Here is a 24,427-nt window from a genome sequence, read left to right on the forward strand (position 1 = left end):
TTTGTGATGCTTTGGTGAAGCGTTATTTGATGATATCCAACTCCTGGAATACTTTTTTGAGAGAGCTTACCGCACGGTCTACCTGTTCTTTCGTGTGGGTGGCCATCAAGGCCACACGTACCAATGTGTCTTGAGGGGCACAAGCTGGAGGGATGACCGGATTGATGAATACGCCTTCTTCAAAGGCGCGTGCGGTGGCTATGAATGTTTTTTCTGTGTCACGTACATAAAGGGGGATAATGGGAGATTCCGTTTCGCCAATTTCGAATCCCTCTTCGCGGAAACGGCTGAGGGCGTAGCGTGTTACGCCCCAAAGGGCCTCAATGCGTTCCGGTTCATTTTGTAGAATGTGAAGGGCTTCAATGGCTGCTGCTGTGGCGGCGGGTGTGTTGGAAGCACTGAAAATATAGGTGCGGGAGTTGTGGCGCAGCCAGTTGATGATACTGGAGTCGGCGGCTATAAAGCCGCCTATGGAGGCCAACGACTTGCTGAATGTTCCCATGATAAGGTCTACTTCGTCTGTTAGTCCGAAGTGATCGCATACGCCGCGTCCTTGTCGGCCGAATACACCTACGCCGTGGGCTTCGTCCACCATGATGGTGGCATTGTATTTGTGCTTGAGGCGTACGATTTCCGGTAAGTTGGCCAAATCGCCTTCCATTGAGAAGACGCCGTCCACAACAATCAGTTTGACAGCTTCGGGGGCACATTTCTGTAATTGGCGCTCGAGATCGGCCATGTCGTTGTGCTTGTACTTCAAGTTGGTGGAGAACGAAAGGCGGCGTCCGTCAACGATTGAAGCATGATCGCGGTCATCGCAGATGATATAGTCCTCGCGACCGGTGAGGCAGGCTATTACGCCGGAATTTACCGTGAAGCCTGTAGAGAAGCAAAGTGCCTCGTCTTTCCCAACGAAAGCTGCCAATTCCTTTTCAAGTTGAACGTGGAGGTCGAGCGTACCGTTGAGAAAGCGGGAACCGGCGCAACCGGCACCATATTGGCGCAAGGCTTTAACGCCGGCTTCGATGACACGTTCATCACCGGTCAGGCCGGTGTATGCGTTTGAACCGAACATCAGAACCTTGTGTCCGCCCATTTCCACTTCTGTTCCCTGCTTGCCTTCTATTTCACGGAAATAGGGATATACCCCCTGAGCCATATACTGTTGAGGTAACGTGTACTTTGCTAATCTGTCTTGTAAAATGCCCATAATCTGATAGTGTTACTTTGCGGCTATCGGGGTTGTCGGAACAACTGCGCGATATGTCCGCTGGCATCCGTTGTTGTTGCCGTTGGTGTATGTGCAGGTATCCGACGGCTTTCCGATTTGCCGGTTTTTCCTTTTTGTTGCTGTGGTAAAGACCTCAGCAACGGTTGCTTACAAAAAACTTGGCAAAGATACATATTTTAAATTTAATATGGTGTTTTTAAGATTGAAATTTTGCATGACACCTATTTTCTATGCCACAGGTCGATTTTTGATAAAGAATATGTGTAATTTTACGGCGGCAATGTCCTTTTGGATCGGATTTTCCGGTCTATGTTTTGTCCGTCTTTATGAAGGAGGGCTGACAGGCCTCGTCCGGCACTATCCGGAGGTGGGGGCGGGAATGTTTGCCATGAATGACAGTTTTGTTAGAAAAATGAAGCGACAGATACTTTTTATCATCAACCCCATTTCAGGGACGGGACGGAAGCGTACAATTCCGAGTGACATCGTGCAATATCTTGACCACAGCCATTTCGATTATGAAATCAAGTTTACCGAGCGTGCCGGACATGCCACGGAACTGGCTCATGAGGCTGCCCGCTGTGGCGTAAACGTTGTTTGTGCCGTAGGAGGTGATGGTACTGTCAATGAGGTGGCGCGTGCAGTGGTGCATACGGAAACGGCACTTGCCATCATTCCCTGTGGTTCTGGCAACGGACTGGCGCGTCATTTGCAGATTCCGCAGAATCCTCGTCGTGCCATAGAGATTATAAACCGTGATGTCGTGCACTGCCTGGATTATGGAAAAATAAACGGCCAGCCTTTTTTCTGTACTTGTGGCATGGGATTTGATGCTTTTGTCAGCATGAAGTTTGCCAGCAGCGGGCGTCGGGGGCTGGTACAGTATGCCCGTAACACGATAGGTGTCGGGTTTTCCTATAAAGGAGATACTTATACCATAGAGAGCGAGCAGGGAACGGAAACTGTGGATGCTTTTCTCATTGCCTGTGCCAATGCATCGCAATATGGCAATAACGCATATATCGCGCCTGCGGCTTCTATGAAAGACGGGCTGATGGATGTTGTCATCATGCAGCCCATTAATCCGATAGAAGGGGCGCAGGTTTTGCTTCAGATGTTTACCAAAACTTTGCTCAACAACAGCCATGTCCGTATGCTGAAGTCAAAACGGGTGCGCATAACCCGACGGAGCGGAGGGGCTGTGCATCTTGACGGAGAACCACTCATGATGGGAAATGAAATAGAGGTGGAGATGGTGCCGCACAGCTTTAATGTTATCGTCAATCCTGATGCACACAGTAAGCGTCACAATTATCTGCAGGATATGGCAGAGCGCATAGGTGACCTTTTCAGAACTGAGTATGCGCCTGTTAGGGAAGAACATCAGGAAGAGGATTCATTCAATCTGGAACGTTTTGTCAAAGCCGGTGACGAGTGTTATGAAAGTGCCTTGGATGAAGTGAGGAACGGGCATAAGCGGACGCATTGGATGTGGTATATTTTTCCTCAGATGAGCGGTTTGGGAATGAGCGCCGCATCACGTCATTATGGTATATCAGGTGCGGCTGAGGCCGAAGCCTTTCTGGCACATCCCATACTTGGACAGAGGCTTTACGAGATCACTGAAGCTTTGCTGGCGCTTGACAGGGCGTGTTCGGCCCATGAGGTGTTCGGCAGTCCAGACGATTTGAAATTACAGTCCTGTATGACGCTTTTTTCTTCAATTTCCGAGGAAGGAAACGTTTTTGAACGTATTCTCAGTCGTTATTTCGATGGTCAGCCTTGTTTCCGGACACTACAGCTTCTTTATGGCAAGGCGGAGAAGGAGCCGGTGTGATAAAGAGAGATTAGGATAGGGACATTTGCGAATAGATGAGTCTTTTGAGGCTTGTCCGATTAAAGCGGAAACAGGAATTCTGACTTTAACGTTTTTAACTTTCTGTTACATTTGAATAGTGTGAAAAATGAACTCTAAGTATTGGAGTTGTGAAAGTCCGTATCGAAATTTTAACACGAATACGGGCTTTTAAAATTCCAAGTAATGTTTTTTAGCTTGAAATACAGCTATTTTTTTCTAGAATATTTATCAGAATATCTCAAAAAGCGGGGCATTCTCTTGAGATGCCCCGCTTTGCTGTTACAAAGATAATACATTTTACAGGGAAAAGCAAGAAATGTTAAAACAGGAAGTATTGTTGGGGGTCGGTTTATTTGTTTTATTTTCAAGTGATTGTACGTTTTTTATGTTTGTCTCCTTCGTTGGAGGAGTGGGCTGTGATGATCGAAAAAAATAATGCCATCATTATTCGCAGTAGTAATGATGGCATTTGTAAAGTTGCTTTCTGCAATCCGTTTGATTATTGCATGGAACCGCCTACAATGTCGAGCAATTCGGCTGTGATGGCTTGTTGGCGGGTTTTATTGTAAGTCAGCGTCAGTTGGCGCAGCAGTTCATCGGCGTTGTCGGTGGCCACTTGCATGGCAATGACACGTGCGCCGTGTTCGCTGGCCAGACTGTCGAGCAATGCTGTGAAGACTTTCAGGTGAAGCGCTTTAGGTATGAGGCTTTCCATAATGGCTTCGGCTGATGGTTCAACGATATAGTTCAGGACGATATCATTGTTTTTTTCCACTTCGGCCGGTGCGGGAGCATCTAATTTGATAGGAAGAAAAGTCTCTTCCGTAAGAATTTGTGATCCTGCGCTTTTAAAATGGTGGTATATCATTTCTATACGGTCGAATGCACCGCTTGTGAATGAGGTCATAAGAAGTCCGGCCAGTTCTGCTGCCTGAGCATAATTAGGGTGATCCAGCAACTGGGCATAATCAGAGCAATCCTTGAATCCCATTTTGCGGGCAGCCTCATAGGCTTTTTTGCCGATAGGATATATTTGGGGCACTTCGATGTTTTGCTTCTGATATGTTTCAATCTTTTTACGTAACAACTTGATGACATTGCCGTTAAAACCGCCGCAAAGACTAGAGTTTGAAGTATAGACAACCAGAGCCACACGCTTAACCTCACGGGCGACAGAGTAGGGGGATGTCAATTCGCCTTCCAAACTGGCAGAGAACGTGGACATTATTTTGTCCAGTTGTCGTTTGTAAGGATACATGCTGCCTATGGCCTGCTGCGCCTTGTGAAGTTTGGACGAGGCAACCATTTTCATGGCACTGGTGATTTTTCGCGTGTTGTTAACAGAAGTTATTCGCGTTTTTACTTCTTTGAGTGAAGCCATATTGGTGTCAATTGTAAGACCTCTCCCGGTCTTTTCGAAAAAGACCGGGAGCTGCTGTTGCTACGCACAGCGAAGTTGTCTGTCATTGTTATTGATTGGAGTATTGTCCGGCTACGTCAGCAGCCACCTTTTCGATAGTGTTGCAGACGTCATCGTCAAGTTGGCCTTGTTTGATTTTATCTAAAACGTTGTCGGCATAGTTTGTACGCATAATCTGCAAGAAATTTTCCTGAAAATCACGTACTTTGTCGAGAGGGACGTTCTTTAGAAGGCCGCGTGTGCCACAATAGAGTATAGCCACTTGTTCGGCTACAGGCATAGGGCTGTACTGTGACTGGATGAGTAATTGGTTGTTTTTACGTCCACGGTCTATGGTCATAGCTGTAACAGAGTCCATGTCGGAAGAAAATTTGGAGAAAGCTTCCAATTCACGGTATTGGGCCTGATCAATTTTCAGTGTACCGGCAATTTTCTTCATGCTCTTGATTTGAGCCGCACCACCTACGCGGCTTACAGAGATACCTACGTCAATGGCCGGACGGAAACCTTGGTTAAAGAGGTTGGAATCCAGATAAATCTGTCCGTCGGTAATGGATATTACATTTGTAGGGATATAGGCCGAAACGTCTCCAGCCTGAGTTTCGATGATGGGGAGTGCTGTGAGCGAACCGCCACCGATAACTTTTCCCCCAAGGCTTGCCGGAAGATCATTCATGTTTTCTGCAACTTCTTTCTGATTGTTGATTTTTGCAGCACGCTCCAACAGGCGGGAGTGGAGGTAGAACACATCACCCGGATAGGCTTCACGACCAGAAGGACGGCGGAGTATGAGTGATACCTCACGATAGGCTACAGCTTGCTTTGAGAGGTCATCATAAACGACAAGCGCATGTTTTCCACGGTCGCGGAAAAATTCTCCGATAGCGGCTCCGGCAAATGGAGCGAAATATTGCAATGCTGCAGTTTCGGCTGCTGTAGCTGAAACGACAATGGTATAAGGCATGGCACCACGTTCCTTAAGAGTATTGACGATGGTGGCCACGGTTGATGCTTTCTGGCCGATGGCAACATAAATGCAATAAACGGGATCGCCGTTCTCGTAGTTCTCCTTTTGATTGATGATGGTGTCAATGGCAATAGCAGTCTTTCCCGTTTGGCGGTCGCCGATGATTAATTCGCGTTGGCCGCGTCCGATGGGAATCATGGAGTCTACAGCTTTGAGACCGGTCTGAAGGGCTTGGTTTACCGGTTGGCGGTAAATGACACCCGGTGCTTTGCGGTCAAGAGGCATAAGAAATTTTTCTCCCGCAATGGGGCTGCCTCCGTCTAGCGGCTGGCCAAGTGGGTTGATGACGCGGCCGAGCATATTCTCATTTACTTCAATGGAAGCTACGCGTCCGGTCCGCTTGACGCTTTGCCCTTCTTTTATGCCTTCAGAGGAACCGAGGAGTACTGCGCCGACATTATCTTCTTCAAGGTTCATGGCTACGGCCATAACACCATTTTCGAATTCTATCAATTCGTTTTCAGTAACCCCGGTCAGGCCGTAGATACGTGCTACTCCGTCACCAATTGTAAGTACAACGCCGACTTCCTCAAACTGGATCTTTGTGTCGAGGCTCTTCAGCTGTTGCAAAAGGACTTCGGAAACTTCGCTGGGCTTGATATTGTTTGGCATGTTTTTTGTTGTCTTATAAGGATTTAATCCTATGGTCTTTAGTTTTTTAATGCCCGATTTAGTTTGGATAGTTGAGAACGCACACTTGCATCAAGGCGGTAGGTATCGTATTCTAAAATAAAACCTCCTCCGATACTTTTGTCTACTTTTACTTCAAATTCTACGTGGCATTTTGTTTGGTTTTCCACTAAATCTTGTAGTTTCTTACTGGTGGTAGCGCTGACTTGCGTGGGAACGATAAGTTTACTTTTGATGATGCTTTTGCTTACGCGATATTGAGTTACGTAGGAATTGGCAATAAACATCATGTATCCGGCACGTTTGTGTTCCGTAACCAGTTCGAAAAAGCGTAGTGCTGATTGCGTGGGCTGTGTTTTACCGCAGGCCGCGCTTATTAGCAATGTCACCTTTTGTTTGTCAGAATATACCGGATTCAGCAAAGCCTGTTGTAAAGATGGAACATGTTGAAATGTTTCAGAAAGTGTGGCCATCTCTGCATAAACCGCTTTTTCCTCTTTGTTTTCTTCTGAAAATTTGAGTAACGCTTTGGCATAGCGCATTGAGATAATACCGATATTCATAATCCAGACTATTTGAAGGGTTATGATTTAACCATTTCGTTGAGTAATCGTTCGATATATTCTTCTTGCTCGGTATCTTTCTCAAGTTGCTGCCGCATAACTTTTCCTGCAATTTCAACCGATATGTCGGCAACCGTGTCGCGGATATCGCGTAAGGCGTTTTCTTTTTCTGCAGAAATTTGCGCCTTTGCTTCGTTCAGGAGCTTCAGGCCTTCAGCTTGCGCTTTATCCTTAGCTTCTTTAATGATGCTGTCACGTGTTGCCATCGCCTCCTTGATAATTTGTGCCTGATGTTCGCGGGCTTCTTTTAGGATGGCTGCACTCTCCGACTTGATGTTCGCTAGTTTTTCGTTGGCTTCGCGGGCATTCTTCAATGATTCGTCTATGTAGCTTTTACGGTCTTCTACCATTTTGATAATTACCGGAAAACCGAATTTAGCCAATAGCGTGAAAACAATGACGAATGCAACGAGCATCCAAAACAGCAAACCAAAATCCGGGCTTAGAATGGATGGCAGATTGGGCATAAGGTAATCTTATTGAATTATAAGAAGAGGCAAAGAAGACAAACGATAACAGCGAAAAGGGCTACACCTTCAACAAAACCTGCTGCAATAATCATATTCGTACGAATATCTCCTGTGGATTCTGGCTGGCGGGCAATAGCTTCCATTGCAGAACTACCAATACGGCCAATACCTAGACCTGCGCCAATGGCGGCAATACCTGCACCGATACTTGCACCTAATTTGGCTATTCCTGCTGCTTCTAATAATGCTAATAATAACATGACTGTAACTTTTTAAGGGGTTTAAAAGATAAGTATACTAAAATTTATTGATTTGATTTGGACAAAATCTTATTTGTGATGAGCCGGATGAGCCAAGCCAATGAATACTGCACTAAGCATTGTGAATACGTATGCTTGAACAAAGGCTACCAGCAACTCCAAACAATTCATGAAAATCATTACAATAAAACTGGCAAATGAAAGAGGTGCACCTATAGCTGTCCCTAATTGGCATGTGATGAAAATTACACATGTCAAAGAAAGGATAATGGCGTGTCCGCCCATCATGTTGGCAAAAAGACGTACCATCAGAGCTAGCGGCTTTGTAAAGATACCGAAAAGTTCAATGACCGGCATTATGGGAACAGGAACTTTTAGCCAAGCCGGTACTTCTGGCCAGAATATCTCCTTCCAATATTCTTTATTGCCAAAAATGTTGACAATAAGCATTGTACAAATGGCTAGGAAGAAAGTGATGGTGATGTTTCCTGTAACATTGGCTCCTCCGGGGAATATAGGTAAGAGACCCAGTAGGTTCGTAATGAAGATAAAAAAGAATGCTGTCAGCAGGAAAGGTGCGTAAGGTTTGTATTTATCTGCGCCGATACTTGGCTTGATAATATCATCGTTGACCATCATGACAAACATTTCAATAAAACCGACGAATCCTTTTGGTGCGTCATCGCTGTTTTTTTTGTGCTTGTACCAACGGGCAGATCCGATAAAGACAAACAACATAACGGCTATGACTATCCAAATTTGTACGACATTTTTAGTAATTGAAAGGTCGAGAGGCCTTGTGGTTGTCGTTTCATTGATTTGTTCATGTATTTTTCCGCTGTCTTTCTCAATGAAAAAGCCTTCATAACTTTGTCCGTGAGCCAGGCGAGAAGAACTAAATATGTGCCAGCCTGATGTTTTGCCTTTTACAATTACCGGCAGAGGGATGGAAATGTGATGTTCGCCCCAAGTCGTGATATGCCAGTCGTAAGCATCACTCATGTGCCCCAGTACAATCTCTTTCACATCTATTTTTTCTCCACTTTCATTAGTCGCGTGAACTTTTGTTGCGGATAATATAAAAAAGAGTGTAATGAGAAACCCTATGCCTGTTTTTTTGAGAATACTCATTGTTTGTTTTCTTTTATTTTGTTTTCTTCCCGAATGCAATGGAAACTGGTCATAATCATAGTTGCCAAATACAACGTAAAAAGGTTAATAGCAAAGAGGAGCAGACTTGTTTGTATGAGGAAACCGTAAACGGCTAAGATGGTCATACATAATAGAAGTCTGAATGTTTTGTCTGCTAGATAATAAGTTGTCAAAGATTTTCCGTTATTACGAAGCAATTTATGAAAAACGGTCAAAGACGCCAAGCTATAAGCGAAAAAGAATACGGAAAGCAGTGCAATTGGCAAAGCCTGTTCCAGAGCTGCCTTTCCTGAGAGATGTGTTTCAAGAAAAAGTAATACAGGCCCTAAAATACAGTACACTATCGCTAGAAAGAAGAAAAATCTTATTCTTTTCATTTTTATAGCTTACGGAATAGGTCTTAGAATATTAATTTGAACAGAATCTGACAAAATTGTCAGATTTCAACACAAATAGAAACTTCGTTCCGGCTTACTTCGATGAATCCGCCTGAAATCTCAAGTGTCAAAGGTTGTGCCCCTTTGCATTCCAAAAGGCCGGCGGAGAGACTTGAAATAATCGGGGCGTGATTCTTGAGAATTTCAAAACGTCCTTGAGTTCCAGGCACAATAACGCTGTCTGCCTCACCCATATATAATGTCTTTTCAGGAGACACGATAGATATCTTCATGATTTTAGGAGCCTGTTTTTGTTGGTACGTTTTTATCCTTGAGCTTTGGAAAGGAGTGACTTCCCTTTTTCTATAGCCTCGTCAATAGTTCCGACGTTCAGGAATGCCTGTTCTGGGAGATAGTCGACTTCGCCGTCTAATATCATATTGAAGCCCCGGATACATTCTTCAATTGAAACCATGACACCTGGTACGCCAGTGAATTTTTCTGCTACGGTGAAAGGCTGGCTCAGGAAGCGTTGTACGCGGCGTGCGCGGTTCACTGTCTCGCGGTCTTCATCAGACAGTTCATCCATACCTAGAATGGCAATAATATCCTGAAGTTCTTTATACTTCTGTAAGATTTGTTTGACACGTTGTGCGCAATCATAATGAGCCTTTCCGATGATATTCGGATCAAGAATACGCGAAGTAGAGTCCAGAGGGTCTACGGCCGGATAAATGCCTAGTTCCGTGATCTTACGGCTTAATACAGTAGTTGCATCCAAGTGGGTGAACGTAGTTGCCGGGGCTGGGTCCGTCAGGTCATCGGCTGGGACATAGACAGCCTGAATGGAAGTGATAGAGCCGTTTTTTGTGGAGGTGATACGTTCTTGCATGGCTCCCATTTCGCTGGCCAGAGTAGGCTGATAACCTACCGCTGAAGGCATACGACCTAGAAGGGCGGATACTTCAGAACCGGCTTGTGTGAAACGGAATATGTTGTCGATAAAGAACAATATATCTGTGGACTTACCGCTTTTAGCGCCTGCATCGCGGAAAGATTCGGCAATGGATAGGCCGGAAAGTGCAACTGAGGCGCGTGCTCCGGGAGGTTCATTCATCTGACCGTAAACAAGCGTGGCCTGACTTTTTTCTACTTCATTATAGTCAATTTTTGAGAGGTCCCATTCCCCGCGTTCCATTGCTTCAGTGAAAGCCTCACCATATTTTACAACACCTGATTCAATCATTTCACGCAGCAAATCATTGCCTTCACGAGTACGCTCACCTACACCGGCAAATACAGAAAAACCGTCGTGTCCTTTGGCTATGTTATTGATAAGTTCCATGATGAGCACCGTTTTACCTACACCGGCTCCGCCGAAGAGCCCGATTTTGCCACCTTTAGCATAAGGTTCAAGTAAGTCTATGACTTTAATGCCGGTATAAAGAACCTCACTACTGGTTTTGAGATCTTTGAACTCAGGGGCTTCGCGATGGATGGGATAAGTTCCGTTATTTCTGTCGAGCGGTTTCAGACCGTCAATGCTTTCACCGATAACGTTCATCATACGACCTTTAATCTGATTGCCGGTTGGCATGGATATAGGTGCACCGAGGGATTTTACTTCCAGACCTCGTCTCAGGCCGTCAGTGTTGTCCATTGCTACAGTTCTGACAGTGTCCTCACCGATGTGCTGCTGCACTTCCACAATAATTTTGCGTCCGTCGGGATGCTCTATTTCAAGGGCTTCGTGTATTTGGGGTAATACCTCATCGGCTCGTTTCTCGTTGACTTTGAAGCGTACGTCAACAACTGGTCCGATGATTTGTGAGATATGTCCGGTTTGCTGTTCCATTATTCTCGCTTGTTATTCTTGATGTGATGTTTGGGGATTTCAGGATAGATGTGAAGTGGGGCACGCTCCTGAGATTCCTCTGTTTGTTGATGGCAAAGATAATTCTTTTTACTGCCAAATCAACTGTTGTCTCTTGAAAACTTGTAATAAGTTGTTGCGAAACACTAAAAAAAAGGAAGTAGAAGAGAAATTTCCGGCATTTTTGAATAATGCAGGGCCTGTTAGATGGAAAGTTCGTCAAGAACACGTATCAGTTGCTTGTCCATCATTTTATGTTTTCCAACGGCATCGATAAAAGGAACGTATACCACTTCGTTGTTACGTACGCCTACCATGATGTTACGCTGCCCTTGCACCAAAGCCTGGATGGCTCCTACGCCTACACGGCTGGCAAGGATGCGGTCGCGTGCCGAAGGGCTTCCGCCGCGTTGGAGATGTCCTAAGATGGAAACACGGACGTCAAATTCCGGATATTCTTTTTTTACACGGTCAGCATAGTGTATGGCACCGCATTTGGGACTTTCGCTTACGATGACAATACAACTTTTCTTACTTTTCCGAATGCCGCGTTCCATGAATTTGATAAGCTGGTCACTACCGGTGGAATCTTCCGGTATGATGGCAGCTTCGGCACCGGCGGCAATGGCGCTGTTTTGCGCCAGAAAACCGGCATCGCGCCCCATCACTTCGATGAAAAAGATGCGTTCGTGTGAAGTAGCTGTGTCGCGTATCTTGTCCACACATTGGGTGATGGTGTTAAGGGTTGTGTCGTAGCCGATAGTGCTGTCTGTGCCGTAGAGGTCGTTGTCAACGGTTCCCGGCAGACCGATGCAGGGGAAATCATATTCCTCGGCCAGTTTCATGGCACCGGTCAGCGAGCCGTTGCCGCCTATGACAATAAGGGCGTCGATGCCTTCTTTCTGTAATGTCTCGTAAGCCTTATGACGTCCTTCCGGAGTTTCAAATTCCTTGCAGCGTGCTGTACGCAGAATGGTTCCTCCGGTTTGGATGATGTTGCTCACATCCTCAGTCGTGAAAGTTTTGACATCATCATTAATCAGGCCGTCGTAACCACGGTAAATGCCTTTGATCTTAAACCCGTTGCAAATGGCACTACGTGTCACTGAACGAATGGCGGCATTCATGCCCGGGGCATCGCCACCTGAGGTCAGTACCCCTACGCATCTGATTTTGCCCATTGTAGTATGTTTTAATATGGTATGGTTAAAAAAGAAAAAGTTACCGACTGAATTTAATAAGTCTGCAGGAAGTAAATGAAAAATCCGGCCAGCCAACCTGCCAGAACCTTTCCGGACATGTGACGGATGTACCAGCTCAGGGTAACGCCTTCCATGCGCATCAGGGCTATTCCGGCCATGGTGCCTATAGATAGCAGAGAGCCGCCTATGGCTGTGGTGTAGCCCAGCAGCGGCCAGAACAAGCCGTTTGTTCCGTAGTTGTCGAGTATTTCGGGATGGGCATAGACTGCATCCTGTGAGAAAGTGGCCACACTTCCCAGCACAGAGGTGACGTTCCCTAGGATTGCCGAGAGAATACCCATCATATTGCCGATAATGTAGACGTCCTGTAATTTGGTTACACTCCATTCGAAGAAACGGTCTAGCAGGCCGGTTTCATTGATTGCGCCGAAAGTCAATGTCAGTCCGATGTAAAAGAGAATATTTTGTATGCTGACATATTGCAGTGCCATGGGGAGCCGTTTTCCTACCATCTGGTCGCTATGAAGGAGAGAACGGTTGCAGAGCTCGTTGACAATCCACAATAGTGACAGTACGCACAATGCTCCTAAAAAAGGTGGTAGGAGGGTGATGCGGTGGAATGTGGGAATGAACCATAAGCCGCCAACGCCTACCAATAGGAGAAGAAGCCGTTGCGGGCGGTTAAGAACAGTGTCATCACCGCGGTAAGGCGGGGCTGTCCGTACAAAGTCCAGACGGCGGGGCAGGCTGCGAGAAACAAGCAGAATGGTCGTGCTCAGAGCCGTCAGGCATGGCAGAAAAAGGGCCCCGGAATAGTTGGTGGGAGTCACGAAGCCGCTTCCCCATAGCGTCAGGCTGGTCACATCGCCGATTACGGTAAAAGCTCCGCCCATGTTGGCGGCAATAACTATGACCGACCCCATGACCATGCGTTGCCGCTCGTTGGAAATCGTAGCGTGCATGATGCCCAGCATCAGGCAAACCGTTGTGAGGTTGTCCAGGTTGGCTGATATTATGAATGTCAGTCCGGCCAGAATCCATAGGAAACGTGTCGGATTGTGTGTGCGCAGCCATTCCTTGATAAAGTCGAAGCAGCCGTTATTGTTGAGCACTTCCACAATGGTCATTGTGCCCAAAATGAAAAGTACTACCTCGGCGGCGTTTACGATGTATTTAAAAAAAATGGATTTGGCAATGAACGTTTTGACGGAAAAGTCATTGACCGCGTTGTTGGACAGGAAAGAAAGGAAGTCTATCTGATGCTCGGTTACAACGAAATAAGTGCCGTAGCCTATATATAAAAGCCAGCAGAGAACTCCCATAAACATGGCTACAGCCGCTTTGTTCATGCGGTTGATGTTTTCTGTAGCTATAAGGATGAGGCCGATTGTTAAAATTGCAATGATGATGACAACAGCCATAGGAAAGTTGTTTGTGTGGGATGTCGTTTCTTTGTCAATAAGCAGAGGCAATGATGAAGTGCGGTCGTTTAAAGCCTTGTGGAAACGTCATCCGGACATTATTGTAAAAAAAGAGAGCGGCAAACGGGACTCGAACCCGCGACCCTTGGCTTGGGAAGCCAATGCTCTACCAACTGAGCTACTGCCGCATCATTTGTTTCACGTGCAAATATAGGGATTTTTACTGATAAATGAAAATTTATTGAGGCTAAAAAGTAAGAGTTTTATGGATTTTCCTTAAATATTGTGTGCTTTTAAGGCGGTGACCTGATGGAGAGGGGACTTTTCAGGGAATATGCGAACAGTCTCTATTTGCAGTGAAGGAGGCTTGTGAGATTGCAGTAGCGACAGGAAGAATTACTGGTGGCACACTTTAACATATTTAACTTTCTGTTACATTTCGGTGTGTTAAAATATAGGTTGTAAGTGTTGATGGTGAAAATGTTATTATTGGATTTTTAATTCGAATACTTGGATTTTGAATTGTAATACGGGGAGTTTTTTGAAAAATACAGTGGAAAATGGGACTTTTCGACCTTGTAAATATGTGTAAAGCGGGGCATTCCGATGGAGTGCCCCGCTTCGCTGTTACAAATATACAACATTTTCCCTTTGAAAGCAAATAGTGTTAAAATGGGAATGTTTTGTTGCTTATTGAATTATTCGGAAAATGTTTGTTTATGTGACTGGCTGATATACAGTATGTTGTGGCTGTATTGTGTGGGGTTATTTGATTCGGACAGTCTTTTCCACTTTCACGTCATAATATTGAAAGGAGGGAGTGGAGTAGGTTACTTTTCCTTCGGGTATCTCTACGGAATAATTGCGCTGCTCATATCCGCCTGAGGTGTGGTATCTTCCGGTGAAAGTCAGGGTGTAAGTGCCTTTATTGGCAAATGTGATGGTGTCTGTCGGATTCTGTGGCTCCTGTTCGTAAATGACACCTTTGACATATTTGTGGTCAATGTCTATCGGAGAGGTTTTCCAGCTGTAAGTAGTCTTATTGATGAGTTTCCCCAATTTACTTTGTTGCACAGTGGCTACGATAGGAGTGTTGGCTCTTAACTCCGTGCTGCCGTCAAGAGGGGCGAGGGTCAGGTCGGATATTTCGGGGGGTAGTGACCGGTACTTCGGGTCATCGGCATTGTCGCTGCAGCCGGCGACAAACAATATCAGGGCTGTGAAAGCAATGGTGAGTCGTTGCATAACTATCAGGTATTAAGTTTTTATATGTTTAAAATGTTTTCAGAATAGTGTAGAGACGCTGTATGGGAAGTCCCATGACATTGAAAAAACTGCCGCGCAATTCCTCCACAGCCACCAGGCCGATCCATTCCTGTATGCCGTAGGCGCCGGCTTTGTCGAAGGGCAGGTAGTTGGTGACATAGTAGTCTATTTCTTCATCTGTCAGTTGTGCAAAAGTCACATGGCTTGTCACGGAAAAGTTCTCAAAACGTTTTTCCGTGAGTACAGACACGCCGGTGATAACCTGATGGGTGTGCCCCGACAGTTCGCCGAGCATTTCGCAGGCTTGTCTGGCATCGGCCGGTTTACCCATCACGTGCCCTTCGTGGCATACAATGGTGTCGGCGGTTATCAGCAATTCGTCGTTTCCCATGGAGGCCCGATAGGCTTCGGCCTTTTGACGGGCAATGTAGCGGGCAATGTCTTCACCGCGTAGTTCGGAAGGATATGATTCGTCCACCCCTAGCAGGCTGCGTGTTTTGAAAGGGATGCCAAGGCGTTGCAGGAGTTCTCTTCGGCGCGGCGAGTTGCTGGCCAGAACGATGTTGTATTTTTCGAGATTGCTTAACATGTGTTTATAAAGTATATGGGTTAGGTTTGTGGTTTGAATAGGTTCCCGGTCTGTATATGCCGGGATATCCCTTACCACCCGAAAGCGGTTTCATCGCTCATCCATAGGCCTTTGGCGCGCAGCACCTGTTCTATGACATCACGTGCGCAACCGTGTCCTCCACATTTGTCGCTCACATAAGTGGATATGGCTTTTATCTCAGGAGCAGCATCTGCCGGACAGCAGGGAAGCCCGCAGTGGCGCAGCACTTCATAGTCAGGAATATCATCCCCCATATAGAGGACTTCTTCAGGAAGGAGATGACTCTCTTCCAGCCAGTCGTTGAAGCATTTGATTTTTACGGAGACTGACATGAATACATTCTGAATGCCGAGGTTGACGTAGCGTTTGCGTACGGCTTCGCTTCTTCCGCCGGTGATGATGGCAAGTTGAAGTCCGCATTTCACGGCAAGCTGCATGGCGTAGCCGTCTTTTATATTGGCTGTGCGTGTGGGCTGTGTGGAATCTTCACAGAGAAGCACGTTGTTGGTGCTCAGAACTCCGTCCACATCGAATGCCAGAGCTTTTATCTTTGTAAGGTCGTAATTGATCATGTCTTGGAGAGTTTGGAAATTTGATCGGTGCTCTGCGTTGCCGAAACAATTGATTGGGAGGCGTTTTCATAGAAAGCCTTTATGGCGGGGATACTGTTGAGCAGTTCCGCCTGGGCGTTCATGACGCTTTGGTCGTTGCGGGCTGCCGGTCCGGTTTGCGCCGCTTTTGCCGTCATAGTGTTGAGTTTGTTGACCGTTTCCCTGATGAGTGGCGATAATACATCTGTAGGTAACAGGACCTTCTGGCTTATTATTTCTTGTGCCAGCGCAAAGCAGTGATTGGCAAAGTTGTTGGCGAAAACAGCCGAGAGGTGTAAATAGCGCCGGCGTTCGCTGTTGAGAGTGTGAACTTGTTCGGACAGAGATTCCCCTAACCGGACGACAGCTTTTAGGGTTTCTTCGTTACAGGCTTCCGCAAAACAGGGTATTTCCTTAAAATTGACTGGTCGTGCTTTTGAAAAAGTTTGTAACGGATATAATACGCCGTAACAGAGGCAGTGTCCTTTAAATATATCTATGGAGATGCTGCCCGCTGTGTGCAGATGTAATGCCGCGGAATGTAGTGGAGCTATGGTGGCGGCCAATACTGGCAGTACGTCATCCTTGACACAATATAGGTAGATGTCCGCTTCGGGCAGATGCCGGAAGTCGGTGAAAGGGATACATCCTATTTTCGCGGCAAGTGTTTCGGCTGCTTGGCTGCTACGGCTGTATATGCCTGCAATCGGATAACCGTTTTCTTGTAGAGCTGCCGCCAGATGTGTGGCTGCATTGCCGGCACCAATAAGGACTATTTTTTCTTTGTTCGGCATGGCCATGTTTTATAGCTTAAACGCAAAGGTAAGGGAAAATACCGAAGTGTCAACAGAAAATAGATTATTAAATGTTTACAGGGCAATTTTGCGGAATACCAAGCTGTCGGCCTCTGACACCAGTATGAGTTGTGTCCTGTTGAGCCTGATAACTTTATAGCTTGTAGCATTTCCTCTGATGCCGACAGGTTCCAGTTCGGTTGTGGTGGGGTCTGTTATGAGAATGTCGTTAGCAAATAGGTGCTTATATACTTCCGGTATGTCTAATTGTCCGTTATGATGGTTGAAACGGCAAAAGAGATTTAGCCCTCTTCCGTTTATATTCAGCAATTTTAATTGGAAACTCCAGTAGATACGCTGCAGGCTTACATCTGTCTGTCTGTTATCTGTATCAGATGTTCGCTGGCGGGGATGCATCTCTTTGAGTTGCCATTGTCCGTCCAGAACGCCGTTTTCAGGCAGTTTGTCACATGCCGTGACTAAACTTGTTAAAAGAAGCAGATATAATAATTTTTTCATGCAAGTTTTATTTAATTATGAGTTTACTTCCCTTTCCTTCTTTAATAATGTAGAGACCGTTAGGAAGTGTTTTTGCGGATTTCATTCTACGTCCGTCCAGACTGAAAATAGCTGTAGCCTCTGGAGTATGACTTGGCGGGATATGTGGGATTCCTACTAATGTTTTGTCTAGATAGGCAAAATATATTACACCATCATTTTCCTTAATGCCGTATATCGGACGGTTTAAGAGGCCTGATGCAGAATATACGGTTGCAGACGGAATACTGTTGTCTGTAAACTCAGTATTTCCTGTTGTTCCAGGGAATAGGTCTCCTGGGTAATCCTTGCTTAAGTCTTTGTTCTCTTTACTGTTGTCGGCCGGAACGAAAGAGAAACGCTGCCGGTTTGCATCGCTGTTGACTTTATTTGTATTCCATATTTTTGAGTCGTAGTCAACATGGGTTATCAGCAAACCATGTCCGAATCTGTCCGGATACCAAGTGTCTGGCTGCCGGTTTTCCAAAATGTAGTATTCTTTTTCGTTTTCTGGATTACGGATGCAATAAGCTTGTGCTCCATCGGCTTGGTTGTTAAAAGATTGCAGGCTATAGTGTCCGGCAGAAGTCAGTTCCTTTATAGGGAGCCAGCCCATCATGCTGCGTTCATAGGCATTATAGCCGATAGGCGCGTAACCGTCGTAGGCATAATTTCCATAATCCATGACAGACCAATAGCCCATAGTATTGAGTGTGTCGCGGGTCGTAGAGTTATAGCCGTTATAATAAAAATCGGGTAATCCTAGTGCGTGGCCCAGTTCGTGGCAAAGCACTCCGATACCATCAATGTTTGCTCCGGTAACAATGGGAATGCTGGGGTTGTCCGGGCTTTCTTTGTATGACTGAAGAAGTTCATTACCGACAAAATAGGATTGTATTGTGATGCCCCCAACGGTGAAGCTATAGGTGGAGAAATGCGCCCAAAGGTAATCTTCGCAATTCTCTTCGAACGAAGAATGCTCTCCGGGACCGGCAAAGAAGAATGTGATGAGCGGTATACAGCCTCCGGTGGCGTATTTCTCGAAGTCGACACCTTTTTGATATGCGCTTTCCAAAGTTTCGCGCATGAATTCGTATTTATTGATGTCTATTGTCGATCCTGTGCCGTTTTGTCCATAATAAGCGTAATTTTTGCTTAGTTTGACTTGGGCCGCTATTTCAAAATGTGGCACAAACATTCCGTCACTTTGTGCACGGAAATAGTCTTTTACGCTTCCTGCGCAGAATTTTTCATCAGCATATCCTGTTTCATTGAGCAAGCGGCTGACTTTTTCCGCCGTTGTGGCGGGTTGAAAGTCCTTGTCGGCAAAGGAAACCATAATGACGGGAATTGTCGGTGTGCCGATGCTTGGCAGAATGCCTCTTCCCGTCCTGCCATATTCTCCCATTCCGTCTTCAGTACTGGCTGCGGATCTTGAAGAATGAGTGTCATGCAGTGTTGTGGTGGCAGAAAGAAGTTCGTAAGCTTGTGTAGTGGTGATGATACCTGTTTTTGTCATTTCGGCGCTTTCTTCAGAAGTCCGTTCCGCACTGTTGCGGGCAATGATGCGTGAAGGTACGAGTGTTTTTCCGCTTTTCGTGGCATAAGTCAGGTTGCCGGCGGCATCGCGTAGAAGGGCTATGCCATCTGTACTTACATAATAGGCGAACTGTCCGTTACCTTCTTTGCGTACTGTTACGACCGTACCGTCAGGTTGCTTGACATTGAACCATTTAAATAGCGGCCTGGATGCCATGGCTGTCCAGGTACCTATTATGAGTGTTGCAATGAGTGATATGATAGTTCTTGTCATTTTGGTGGTGGATGAACTTTATATGGTGGTAAGGCTGTGATGGATTGTCAATTGAACTCAACCACCGTGATGCCGGCGCCGCCAAATTGAACATGCTCGTCATGGAATCTTTTAACACCGCTGACAGTTCCCAAATAGCGGCGTACCAGTTCACGGAGCGCCCCTGTACCTGTTCCATGCAATATACGTGCCAATGGCTGTTCCAATTGTATGGCATCATCTATGAAGTAAGCTATTGCGGTAAGGGCTTCGTCAGCCCTCATGCCGCGCAGGTCTATTTCGGGCTTGAAGTGTAGTTTTTTTTCATAGATGGCATCGCGCGTAGCTTTGCTTACGAAAGTGGCTACTTGCCGTATCTTGTCTTCTTTGGGGGCTGGTGCCGCTTCGAGGCGGTTGAGAGCCAGTGTGGCGTGCATCATGCCAAACAGTACATTGGCTTGTGAACCATTGATATTTTCTATGCGTCCGGGGGTGGTTTGCCCTTTAATACATACGTAATCTCCTTTTTTAAAGATCCTTTTCTCTTTTGGAACAGAGGTTTTCGGAGTGGCTTTGAGTGAAGACACCAGAGCCGACAGCGCATTGACGGCCGGTGGGGTGGCTTTGCCTCGGTTCCCTTTGGCTTGTTGCCGGCGCTCCTGTCTTCGCCTGACGGCCTCCATCTTTCGGGTGATGTGATCTGCTTTGATGTCTTTGGAATCTATAGTGGCCTTGAATTCCGACAGTTCGTTGCGCGACTCCAGCGTGCGTTCTCTTTCGGCTTGTGCCTCTTTGATGGCACGTATAGTGTTTTCAATTTTTGCGTTGGCTTCTTTGATGAGTGAGCCGGCATCGTTTTTTGCCTTTGTCAGAATAGCCCGCCGTTCGCCTTCTACTTCGGCCAGTTCCTTTTCATATTTCGCTACGGTGTCTTCCAACTGCCGTTCACGCTTTGATATGCGTTGGCGCTTGTCCTCCCAGTAGCGTTTGTCGCGTACGATATCCTGCAGATATTTGTCAGACATAACGTAGTCTTTGCCCACGATTTCGCTGGCGTAGTCTATCACCTTTCTGGGCAGTCCAATCTTCCGTGCCATTTCAATGGCAAAGGAACTGCCCGGGTTGCCTATCTGGAGCATGAACAGGGGCTGCATTTGGTGGCGGTCGTAGAGCATGGCGCCGTTGACGATAGACTTTTGGCGTTGGGCATACAGCTTAAGGTTCTGATAGTGTGTGGTAATAATGCCATGGGCGCCTGCCGTGACAAAGTGGTCAAGTATGCCTTCGGCCAAAGCACCGCCGATTTGTGGTTCGGTGCCGCTGCCAAATTCGTCTATGAGCAGTAGACTGCTGGAACTGCAATGTTTCATCATGTGCTTCATGCGTAGCAGGTGTCCCGAATAAGTGCTCAAGTCGTCTGTGATGCTTTGTTCGTCGCCTATATCTATGAAAATGTCTTTGAATATGCCCGGTGAGGAATTCTCGCCGGTTGGAACAGGCATACCACATTGCAGCATGTATTGCAGCAGGCCAGCTGTTTTCAGGCAGACAGATTTTCCGCCGGCGTTGGGACCCGATATGAGCAGAATGTATTGTTCGGTTTTCAGCGATATGTCGAGTGGCACCATTTTGCGGCCGTGGCGTTCCAGCGAAAGCTTGAGCAGCGGATGATAAGCCTGACGCCAGTCTATTACCGGACCTTTGCTTACCTGTGGCACTATGCCGCCTGTTGTTTCAGAGAAACTTTTCAGTGCGTTCAGATAGTCGGCATAGGCCAGAAATTGAATGGCTTCGAGAATTTCCGATATATGCGGGCGTATTAACGAGGCTGTTTCTTGCAGAATACGGATGATTTCGCGTCGTTCTGCCGCTTTGAGCTCACGAATACGGTTGTTGGCTTCAACCACCGCTGCGGGTTCTATGAATACGGTTTTTCCCGTGGCTGATTCATCGTGTACGATTCCCCTGATCTTGCGTTTCAATGCCGGAGCTACCGGTATCATCAGGCGGCCGTCGCGTAGGGTGGGGCTGACATCCCGTTCGATGTACCCTTCGTTTTGGGCTTCGGCAATGATGGACCGCAGGGAATGCCCGATACTGCGGGTGGTCACTTCCAACTGGTGGCGGGTAGACAACAGTTCGGGCGAAGCCGTGTCCTTTACTTTTCCGTATTTGTTGAGAATGGCATCGATACGGTTCACGATTTCCGGAAATGTGTCAATATTTTCTGTCCGTTTCCACAAGGCTGGATAGCGGTGTTCCTCTTCGTTGCCGGCCGTGTCTTCATCGCTGTCGCCGCTGTTGGCGGAGCCTATGATTTTCATCAGATAGTTGGCCGTTTGCAGCGAGCGTTTAAGATCGAACAGTTGGGGTTCCTCCATGTAGGTACGTTCAGCCCTGAGCCGTATCAGCGGTTCGCGTACATCAAAGAAGTTGGCTTCAAAATCATCGCCGTATTCTTCCATCAATAGCCCATATTCCGTGTATTCCTGTAGGGCTTTGACAACATCGGAGTGCTGTGTCATGAAATGGACTTTAGTATCCACCCATGCCGTACCCAGTGAAGATACGCAACGTCCTTTCAGCAGTCGTCTGATGTCGTCAAAACCTATTTTGTTTTCGAAGTTATCAGGATAAATCATTGTCCGTTGAATGTTTCATCTGCAAAAATACGAAAATAATGGCAGATGAGCGGCTGTAAATCTCCTATAGTTTTTGTTAATATCCCGAAACGGGGTTGTTCTGATGGTTTGTGTGCTGATACATGAACGCTTTAAGTGTTTGGGGAGAACACATGGCAGAAACCGTTGGAGTGAGGTGGTTTCTGCTATGTGAGCCTCGGAAGGATTCTTTGGTTTTTATTTTTTAACGGTGTTATTTGGATTTTCCTTTGTCAGGTAGTATCTTTGCATAGCTCTTCGGAAAATGAGCGGGAGTGAGAACAGGCCTGCCAAGGGCCTGCGTAAGCAATGTTCTCCGTATTGTCACATTCTCCCGAATCTTTTTACAGATTGCGGGTCCCGGTGAAAGAGACGGGAAAACTGCCGGAGAAGGACTCCGGATTCACAGCAAAGAATCCCGGCCTATAGGCGCTGACAGCGTTGTGTGGGCTGTAGTTGGTATGCAAGATGCCTGCATTGGTTTGTGCAGGCATCTTTTTTTGTATCTTGTTGAATAAGTGGTAATAATGGTTTTTATATCAGAAAACCATTACTTGGATTTTAAAATCTCCTTATTGGAATTTGAATTCCAAGTATTGCATTTTTTCTTTTCTCCGCCTGTTTGTATGTTTGGGTTGGACGTGAATTTCAATAACTGGCATTAGTTTTCAGAATGTAACAGGTAATGGTAATGTTTAATAAATCATAAATAAAATTAATGACGTGCATTGGATGCTGGTGTTTTGGAATGCAGCTGGCCTTGCCTGAATGAGAGAATCCTCCAAAGGGAGAGTTTATTTATAAGAGGTGTGATGTTGTTTTGTTAGGAAAAAAAGAGTAAGTTTGCAGTTCGAAAGGTAAATGTTTTCAACCTAAGTGTGTTCTTAATCTCATGCAAATAGAACAATATCCCTCACGACTGCTGGAAAAAGCCATTACGGAGATGTCGAAGCTCCCGGGCATAGGGCGTCGTACCGCTTTGCGGCTGGTGCTTCATCTGTTGCAGCAGGACAGTCAGTCGGTGCACGAATTGGCCGGCAGTCTTGTACGCTTGCGCGATGAGGTGAAGTATTGTTCTGTATGTCATAATATATCCGATACGGATGTGTGCGACATTTGTGCCAATCCTTTGCGTGACCGCTCTGTGGTGTGTGTCGTTGAAAATGTACGCGGCGTACTTTCCATTGAGAATACCGGTCAGTTCCGTGGGCTTTACCATGTGCTTGGCGGTGTGATTTCTCCTGTCGATGGTGTGGGACCTGCTGATTTGGAACTTGACTCACTCATCGGGCGCGTCAAAGAGGGTGGGGTGGAAGAACTCATTTTGGCACTCAACCCTACAATGGAAGGCGATACGACCAATTTTTATATTCAGCGCCGCTTAGAGGGCATTCCGGTCAAACTCTCCGTGCTGGCGCGCGGAGTGAGCGTGGGTGATGAACTTGAGTTTACCGACGAGGTAACGCTAGGCCGTTCCATTGCCGACCGGAAAAGTATGAACTGATTCTTTAATTTAAATGATAGCCATGACATCGACGATCTTTCGTTTGCGCATTGTATATATAATAGTATGGGCCGTAACGGCCGCATGGATCCTCTTGTCTGAAACCGGCGTTGTGCCGGTGGAGTATATGGGCGGTGGCAGTCGTTTGGACTATTATCTTTCGCTCCTTTCCGTGGTGACAGCTTTAGGAGGCTCTTATTTCTGCTTGCGGTTGTTCTCTTACGGGAGAATAAAAGCTCTTTTGGAACAGTCCGATGTCAACGGCCGTAAGAGGGCTTTCGCTTTTTGGTCATTTGTCAGACTGGGCGTTTTGGCATCCGCCCTATGGTGCAATGCGATGCTTTATTATGGCACAAGCTATTCGCCAACTCCCAAGTATTGTCTTCTGATAGTCGCAGTGGCTTCTGTTTTCTGTTGGCCTGTAAAGCCTGTTAACGAAAATACGTTCAAAGATACGAAAATGTAAGTTTTTCGGCAATGTCAGAATTAAGAACTTCCTTGCCCGACATAAAACTCCGTGCCCTTGAACCGGAAGATTTGGACTGGCTCTATGAGTTGGAGAATGACCGTTCCCTTTGGGATGTCGGATCTGCTCCCATGCATTATTCCCGTTTTGCCTTGCGGCAGTACATAGCCGCGCAGCCTCAGGACTTTTTTCGTGACGGCGAGTTGCGTTTGGTCGTGGAGGCTGACGGTCAGGAAAACCCCGTCGGATTAGTGGATCTGACAAATTATTCCGCTCTCGACCGCCGTGCGGAAGTCGGGATAGCCCTTTCCGCCGCATGTCGTGGTTGTGGATATGGTCGCTCTGCGCTCAAATCCCTTGAAGTGTATGCCCGTCGTTATTTACATTTGCGTATGTTATATGCCTTGGTGTCTGCACAGTATAATGAGCGTTGTCGAAAAACCTTTCTTTCAGTCGGATACACGCTGACTGCCACATTGAAAGACTGGCATCGGTGGGGAGATAAGTATGAAGATATAGACCTTTTACAGAAAAATATTGTAAAAAATGCTTGAAAAATTTTGTAGGTAATGAAAAAGGTGTTATCTTTGCACTCGAAAATAAGAAAAGAGGTGCGTTAGTTCAGTTGGTTAGAATACATGCCTGTCACGCATGGGGTCACGGG

The 24,427-nt window shown here is 46.4% G+C and carries 23 protein-coding genes and 1 tRNA gene; 4 read left to right on the forward strand and 20 right to left on the reverse strand.

Translation table 11 applies throughout. From position 1 onward, the window contains the following. Window positions 1–22: 22 nt before the first annotated feature. On the reverse strand, window positions 23–1,210 hold the full coding sequence (locus tag C5S62_RS04140) for an aminotransferase class I/II-fold pyridoxal phosphate-dependent enzyme (RefSeq protein WP_104404183.1): 1,188 nt from the start codon (window positions 1,208–1,210) through the stop codon (window positions 23–25). 280 nt (window positions 1,211–1,490) lie between these two features. Between C5S62_RS04140 and C5S62_RS04145 the strand changes: the two genes are divergently transcribed. Then, window positions 1,491–3,068 (forward strand): YegS/Rv2252/BmrU family lipid kinase, encoded by a 1,578-nt coding sequence (locus C5S62_RS04145; protein WP_172486093.1) that lies wholly within the window; start codon window positions 1,491–1,493, stop codon window positions 3,066–3,068. Window positions 3,069–3,588: 520 nt separating this feature from the next. Here the strand turns inward: C5S62_RS04145 and C5S62_RS04150 are convergent. From C5S62_RS04150 to C5S62_RS04240, 19 genes are all read right to left on the reverse strand, one after another. After that, entirely contained in the window at window positions 3,589–4,470 is an 882-nt protein-coding gene (locus C5S62_RS04150; RefSeq protein WP_104404185.1) for a F0F1 ATP synthase subunit gamma, read from the reverse strand. A gap of 88 nt (window positions 4,471–4,558) precedes the next feature. Then, on the reverse strand, window positions 4,559–6,148 hold the full coding sequence (atpA, locus tag C5S62_RS04155) for a F0F1 ATP synthase subunit alpha (protein ID WP_104404186.1): 1,590 nt from the start codon (window positions 6,146–6,148) through the stop codon (window positions 4,559–4,561). A gap of 38 nt (window positions 6,149–6,186) precedes the next feature. Then, window positions 6,187–6,729, reverse strand: a complete 543-nt coding sequence (locus C5S62_RS04160; RefSeq protein WP_104404187.1) for a F0F1 ATP synthase subunit delta — start codon at window positions 6,727–6,729, stop codon at window positions 6,187–6,189. Between the two features lie 20 nt (window positions 6,730–6,749). Continuing rightward, complete coding sequence (gene atpF, locus C5S62_RS04165; RefSeq protein WP_104404188.1) at window positions 6,750–7,256, reverse strand: F0F1 ATP synthase subunit B; 507 nt, start codon at window positions 7,254–7,256, stop codon at window positions 6,750–6,752. Between the two features lie 17 nt (window positions 7,257–7,273). Next, window positions 7,274–7,519 carry an ATP synthase F0 subunit C gene (gene atpE, locus C5S62_RS04170; protein WP_104404189.1) on the reverse strand — a complete coding sequence of 82 codons (246 nt, stop codon included), beginning with the start codon at window positions 7,517–7,519 and terminating at the stop codon, window positions 7,274–7,276. Window positions 7,520–7,588: 69 nt separating this feature from the next. Beyond that, on the reverse strand, window positions 7,589–8,650 hold the full coding sequence (atpB, locus tag C5S62_RS04175) for a F0F1 ATP synthase subunit A (RefSeq protein WP_104404190.1): 1,062 nt from the start codon (window positions 8,648–8,650) through the stop codon (window positions 7,589–7,591). Next, entirely contained in the window at window positions 8,647–9,048 is a 402-nt protein-coding gene (locus C5S62_RS04180; RefSeq protein WP_104404191.1) for a hypothetical protein, read from the reverse strand. Before C5S62_RS04180 ends, atpB begins: the two co-directional genes overlap by 4 nt. A 59-nt stretch (window positions 9,049–9,107) precedes the next feature. Beyond that, window positions 9,108–9,344: an ATP synthase F1 subunit epsilon gene (gene atpC / locus C5S62_RS04185; RefSeq protein WP_104404192.1), complete on the reverse strand. Its 237-nt coding sequence runs from the start codon at window positions 9,342–9,344 to the stop codon at window positions 9,108–9,110. Window positions 9,345–9,373: 29 nt separating this feature from the next. Then, window positions 9,374–10,903 (reverse strand): F0F1 ATP synthase subunit beta, encoded by a 1,530-nt coding sequence (gene atpD / locus C5S62_RS04190; protein WP_104404193.1) that lies wholly within the window; start codon window positions 10,901–10,903, stop codon window positions 9,374–9,376. Window positions 10,904–11,124: 221 nt separating this feature from the next. Next, complete coding sequence (gene pfkA / locus C5S62_RS04195; protein ID WP_104404194.1) at window positions 11,125–12,102, reverse strand: 6-phosphofructokinase; 978 nt, start codon at window positions 12,100–12,102, stop codon at window positions 11,125–11,127. Between the two features lie 53 nt (window positions 12,103–12,155). Beyond that, on the reverse strand, window positions 12,156–13,544 hold the full coding sequence (gene nhaD / locus C5S62_RS04200; protein ID WP_104404195.1) for a sodium:proton antiporter NhaD: 1,389 nt from the start codon (window positions 13,542–13,544) through the stop codon (window positions 12,156–12,158). A 115-nt stretch (window positions 13,545–13,659) separates the two neighbouring features. Beyond that, a tRNA-Gly gene (locus C5S62_RS04205) sits at window positions 13,660–13,732 on the reverse strand. Between the two features lie 577 nt (window positions 13,733–14,309). After that, window positions 14,310–14,789, reverse strand: coding sequence for a hypothetical protein (locus C5S62_RS04210; RefSeq protein ID WP_104404196.1), 480 nt, complete (start codon window positions 14,787–14,789; stop codon window positions 14,310–14,312). A 28-nt stretch (window positions 14,790–14,817) separates the two neighbouring features. Further along, the gene (locus C5S62_RS04215; protein ID WP_104404197.1) at window positions 14,818–15,399 is read right to left on the reverse strand and encodes a Maf-like protein; all 582 of its coding nucleotides are present in this window, start codon (window positions 15,397–15,399) and stop codon (window positions 14,818–14,820) included. 71 nt (window positions 15,400–15,470) lie between these two features. Further along, a complete protein-coding gene (locus C5S62_RS04220; RefSeq protein WP_104404198.1) occupies window positions 15,471–15,992 on the reverse strand; it encodes an HAD family hydrolase in 522 nt (173 codons plus the stop codon). Beyond that, window positions 15,989–16,804, reverse strand: coding sequence for a Rossmann-like and DUF2520 domain-containing protein (locus C5S62_RS04225; protein ID WP_104404205.1), 816 nt, complete (start codon window positions 16,802–16,804; stop codon window positions 15,989–15,991). The genes C5S62_RS04220 and C5S62_RS04225 overlap by 4 nt, the downstream gene beginning before the upstream one ends. A 75-nt stretch (window positions 16,805–16,879) precedes the next feature. Continuing rightward, window positions 16,880–17,323: a lipocalin-like domain-containing protein gene (locus C5S62_RS04230; protein ID WP_104404199.1), complete on the reverse strand. Its 444-nt coding sequence runs from the start codon at window positions 17,321–17,323 to the stop codon at window positions 16,880–16,882. A 7-nt stretch (window positions 17,324–17,330) separates the two neighbouring features. Next, the gene (locus C5S62_RS04235; protein WP_104404200.1) at window positions 17,331–19,154 is read right to left on the reverse strand and encodes a M6 family metalloprotease domain-containing protein; all 1,824 of its coding nucleotides are present in this window, start codon (window positions 19,152–19,154) and stop codon (window positions 17,331–17,333) included. A 47-nt stretch (window positions 19,155–19,201) separates the two neighbouring features. Then, complete coding sequence (locus C5S62_RS04240; RefSeq protein WP_104404201.1) at window positions 19,202–21,775, reverse strand: endonuclease MutS2; 2,574 nt, start codon at window positions 21,773–21,775, stop codon at window positions 19,202–19,204. A 910-nt stretch (window positions 21,776–22,685) separates the two neighbouring features. On the opposite strand from C5S62_RS04240, the gene recR reads away from it, so the two are divergent. From recR to C5S62_RS04255, 3 genes are read left to right on the forward strand one after another with little or no spacing between them, the layout of a single operon-like run. Then, window positions 22,686–23,297, forward strand: coding sequence for a recombination mediator RecR (gene recR, locus C5S62_RS04245; RefSeq protein WP_104404202.1), 612 nt, complete (start codon window positions 22,686–22,688; stop codon window positions 23,295–23,297). Between the two features lie 22 nt (window positions 23,298–23,319). Next, window positions 23,320–23,763 (forward strand): hypothetical protein, encoded by a 444-nt coding sequence (locus tag C5S62_RS04250; RefSeq protein WP_133159491.1) that lies wholly within the window; start codon window positions 23,320–23,322, stop codon window positions 23,761–23,763. Window positions 23,764–23,774: 11 nt separating this feature from the next. Then, a complete protein-coding gene (locus tag C5S62_RS04255; protein ID WP_104404204.1) occupies window positions 23,775–24,317 on the forward strand; it encodes a GNAT family N-acetyltransferase in 543 nt (180 codons plus the stop codon). The last annotated feature ends 110 nt before the right edge of the window (window positions 24,318–24,427 follow it).

The organism is Prevotella sp. MGM2, from assembly GCF_002933955.1.
GTDB lineage: Bacteria > Bacteroidota > Bacteroidia > Bacteroidales > Bacteroidaceae > Alloprevotella.

Coding starts and splice junctions, on each gene's coding strand:
- atpB (WP_104404190.1), bottom strand. CDS start 8,650: ATGAGTATTCTCAAAAAAACAGGCATAGGGTTTCTCATTACACTCTTT.
- C5S62_RS04160 (WP_104404187.1), bottom strand. CDS start 6,729: ATGAATATCGGTATTATCTCAATGCGCTATGCCAAAGCGTTACTCAAA.
- C5S62_RS04150 (WP_104404185.1), bottom strand. CDS start 4,470: ATGGCTTCACTCAAAGAAGTAAAAACGCGAATAACTTCTGTTAACAAC.
- C5S62_RS04240 (WP_104404201.1), bottom strand. CDS start 21,775: ATGATTTATCCTGATAACTTCGAAAACAAAATAGGTTTTGACGACATC.
- C5S62_RS04235 (WP_104404200.1), bottom strand. CDS start 19,154: ATGACAAGAACTATCATATCACTCATTGCAACACTCATAATAGGTACC.
- atpF (WP_104404188.1), bottom strand. CDS start 7,256: ATGCCCAATCTGCCATCCATTCTAAGCCCGGATTTTGGTTTGCTGTTT.
- C5S62_RS04230 (WP_104404199.1), bottom strand. CDS start 17,323: ATGAAAAAATTATTATATCTGCTTCTTTTAACAAGTTTAGTCACGGCA.
- C5S62_RS04145 (WP_172486093.1), top strand. CDS start 1,491: ATGTGTAATTTTACGGCGGCAATGTCCTTTTGGATCGGATTTTCCGGT.
- C5S62_RS04250 (WP_133159491.1), top strand. CDS start 23,320: ATGACATCGACGATCTTTCGTTTGCGCATTGTATATATAATAGTATGG.
- C5S62_RS04210 (WP_104404196.1), bottom strand. CDS start 14,789: ATGCAACGACTCACCATTGCTTTCACAGCCCTGATATTGTTTGTCGCC.
- C5S62_RS04255 (WP_104404204.1), top strand. CDS start 23,775: ATGTCAGAATTAAGAACTTCCTTGCCCGACATAAAACTCCGTGCCCTT.
- C5S62_RS04215 (WP_104404197.1), bottom strand. CDS start 15,399: ATGTTAAGCAATCTCGAAAAATACAACATCGTTCTGGCCAGCAACTCG.
- atpA (WP_104404186.1), bottom strand. CDS start 6,148: ATGCCAAACAATATCAAGCCCAGCGAAGTTTCCGAAGTCCTTTTGCAA.
- nhaD (WP_104404195.1), bottom strand. CDS start 13,544: ATGGCTGTTGTCATCATCATTGCAATTTTAACAATCGGCCTCATCCTT.
- C5S62_RS04225 (WP_104404205.1), bottom strand. CDS start 16,804: ATGCCGAACAAAGAAAAAATAGTCCTTATTGGTGCCGGCAATGCAGCC.
- recR (WP_104404202.1), top strand. CDS start 22,686: ATGCAAATAGAACAATATCCCTCACGACTGCTGGAAAAAGCCATTACG.
- C5S62_RS04140 (WP_104404183.1), bottom strand. CDS start 1,210: ATGGGCATTTTACAAGACAGATTAGCAAAGTACACGTTACCTCAACAG.
- atpE (WP_104404189.1), bottom strand. CDS start 7,519: ATGTTATTATTAGCATTATTAGAAGCAGCAGGAATAGCCAAATTAGGT.
- atpD (WP_104404193.1), bottom strand. CDS start 10,903: ATGGAACAGCAAACCGGACATATCTCACAAATCATCGGACCAGTTGTT.
- pfkA (WP_104404194.1), bottom strand. CDS start 12,102: ATGGGCAAAATCAGATGCGTAGGGGTACTGACCTCAGGTGGCGATGCC.
- C5S62_RS04220 (WP_104404198.1), bottom strand. CDS start 15,992: ATGATCAATTACGACCTTACAAAGATAAAAGCTCTGGCATTCGATGTG.
- C5S62_RS04180 (WP_104404191.1), bottom strand. CDS start 9,048: ATGAAAAGAATAAGATTTTTCTTCTTTCTAGCGATAGTGTACTGTATT.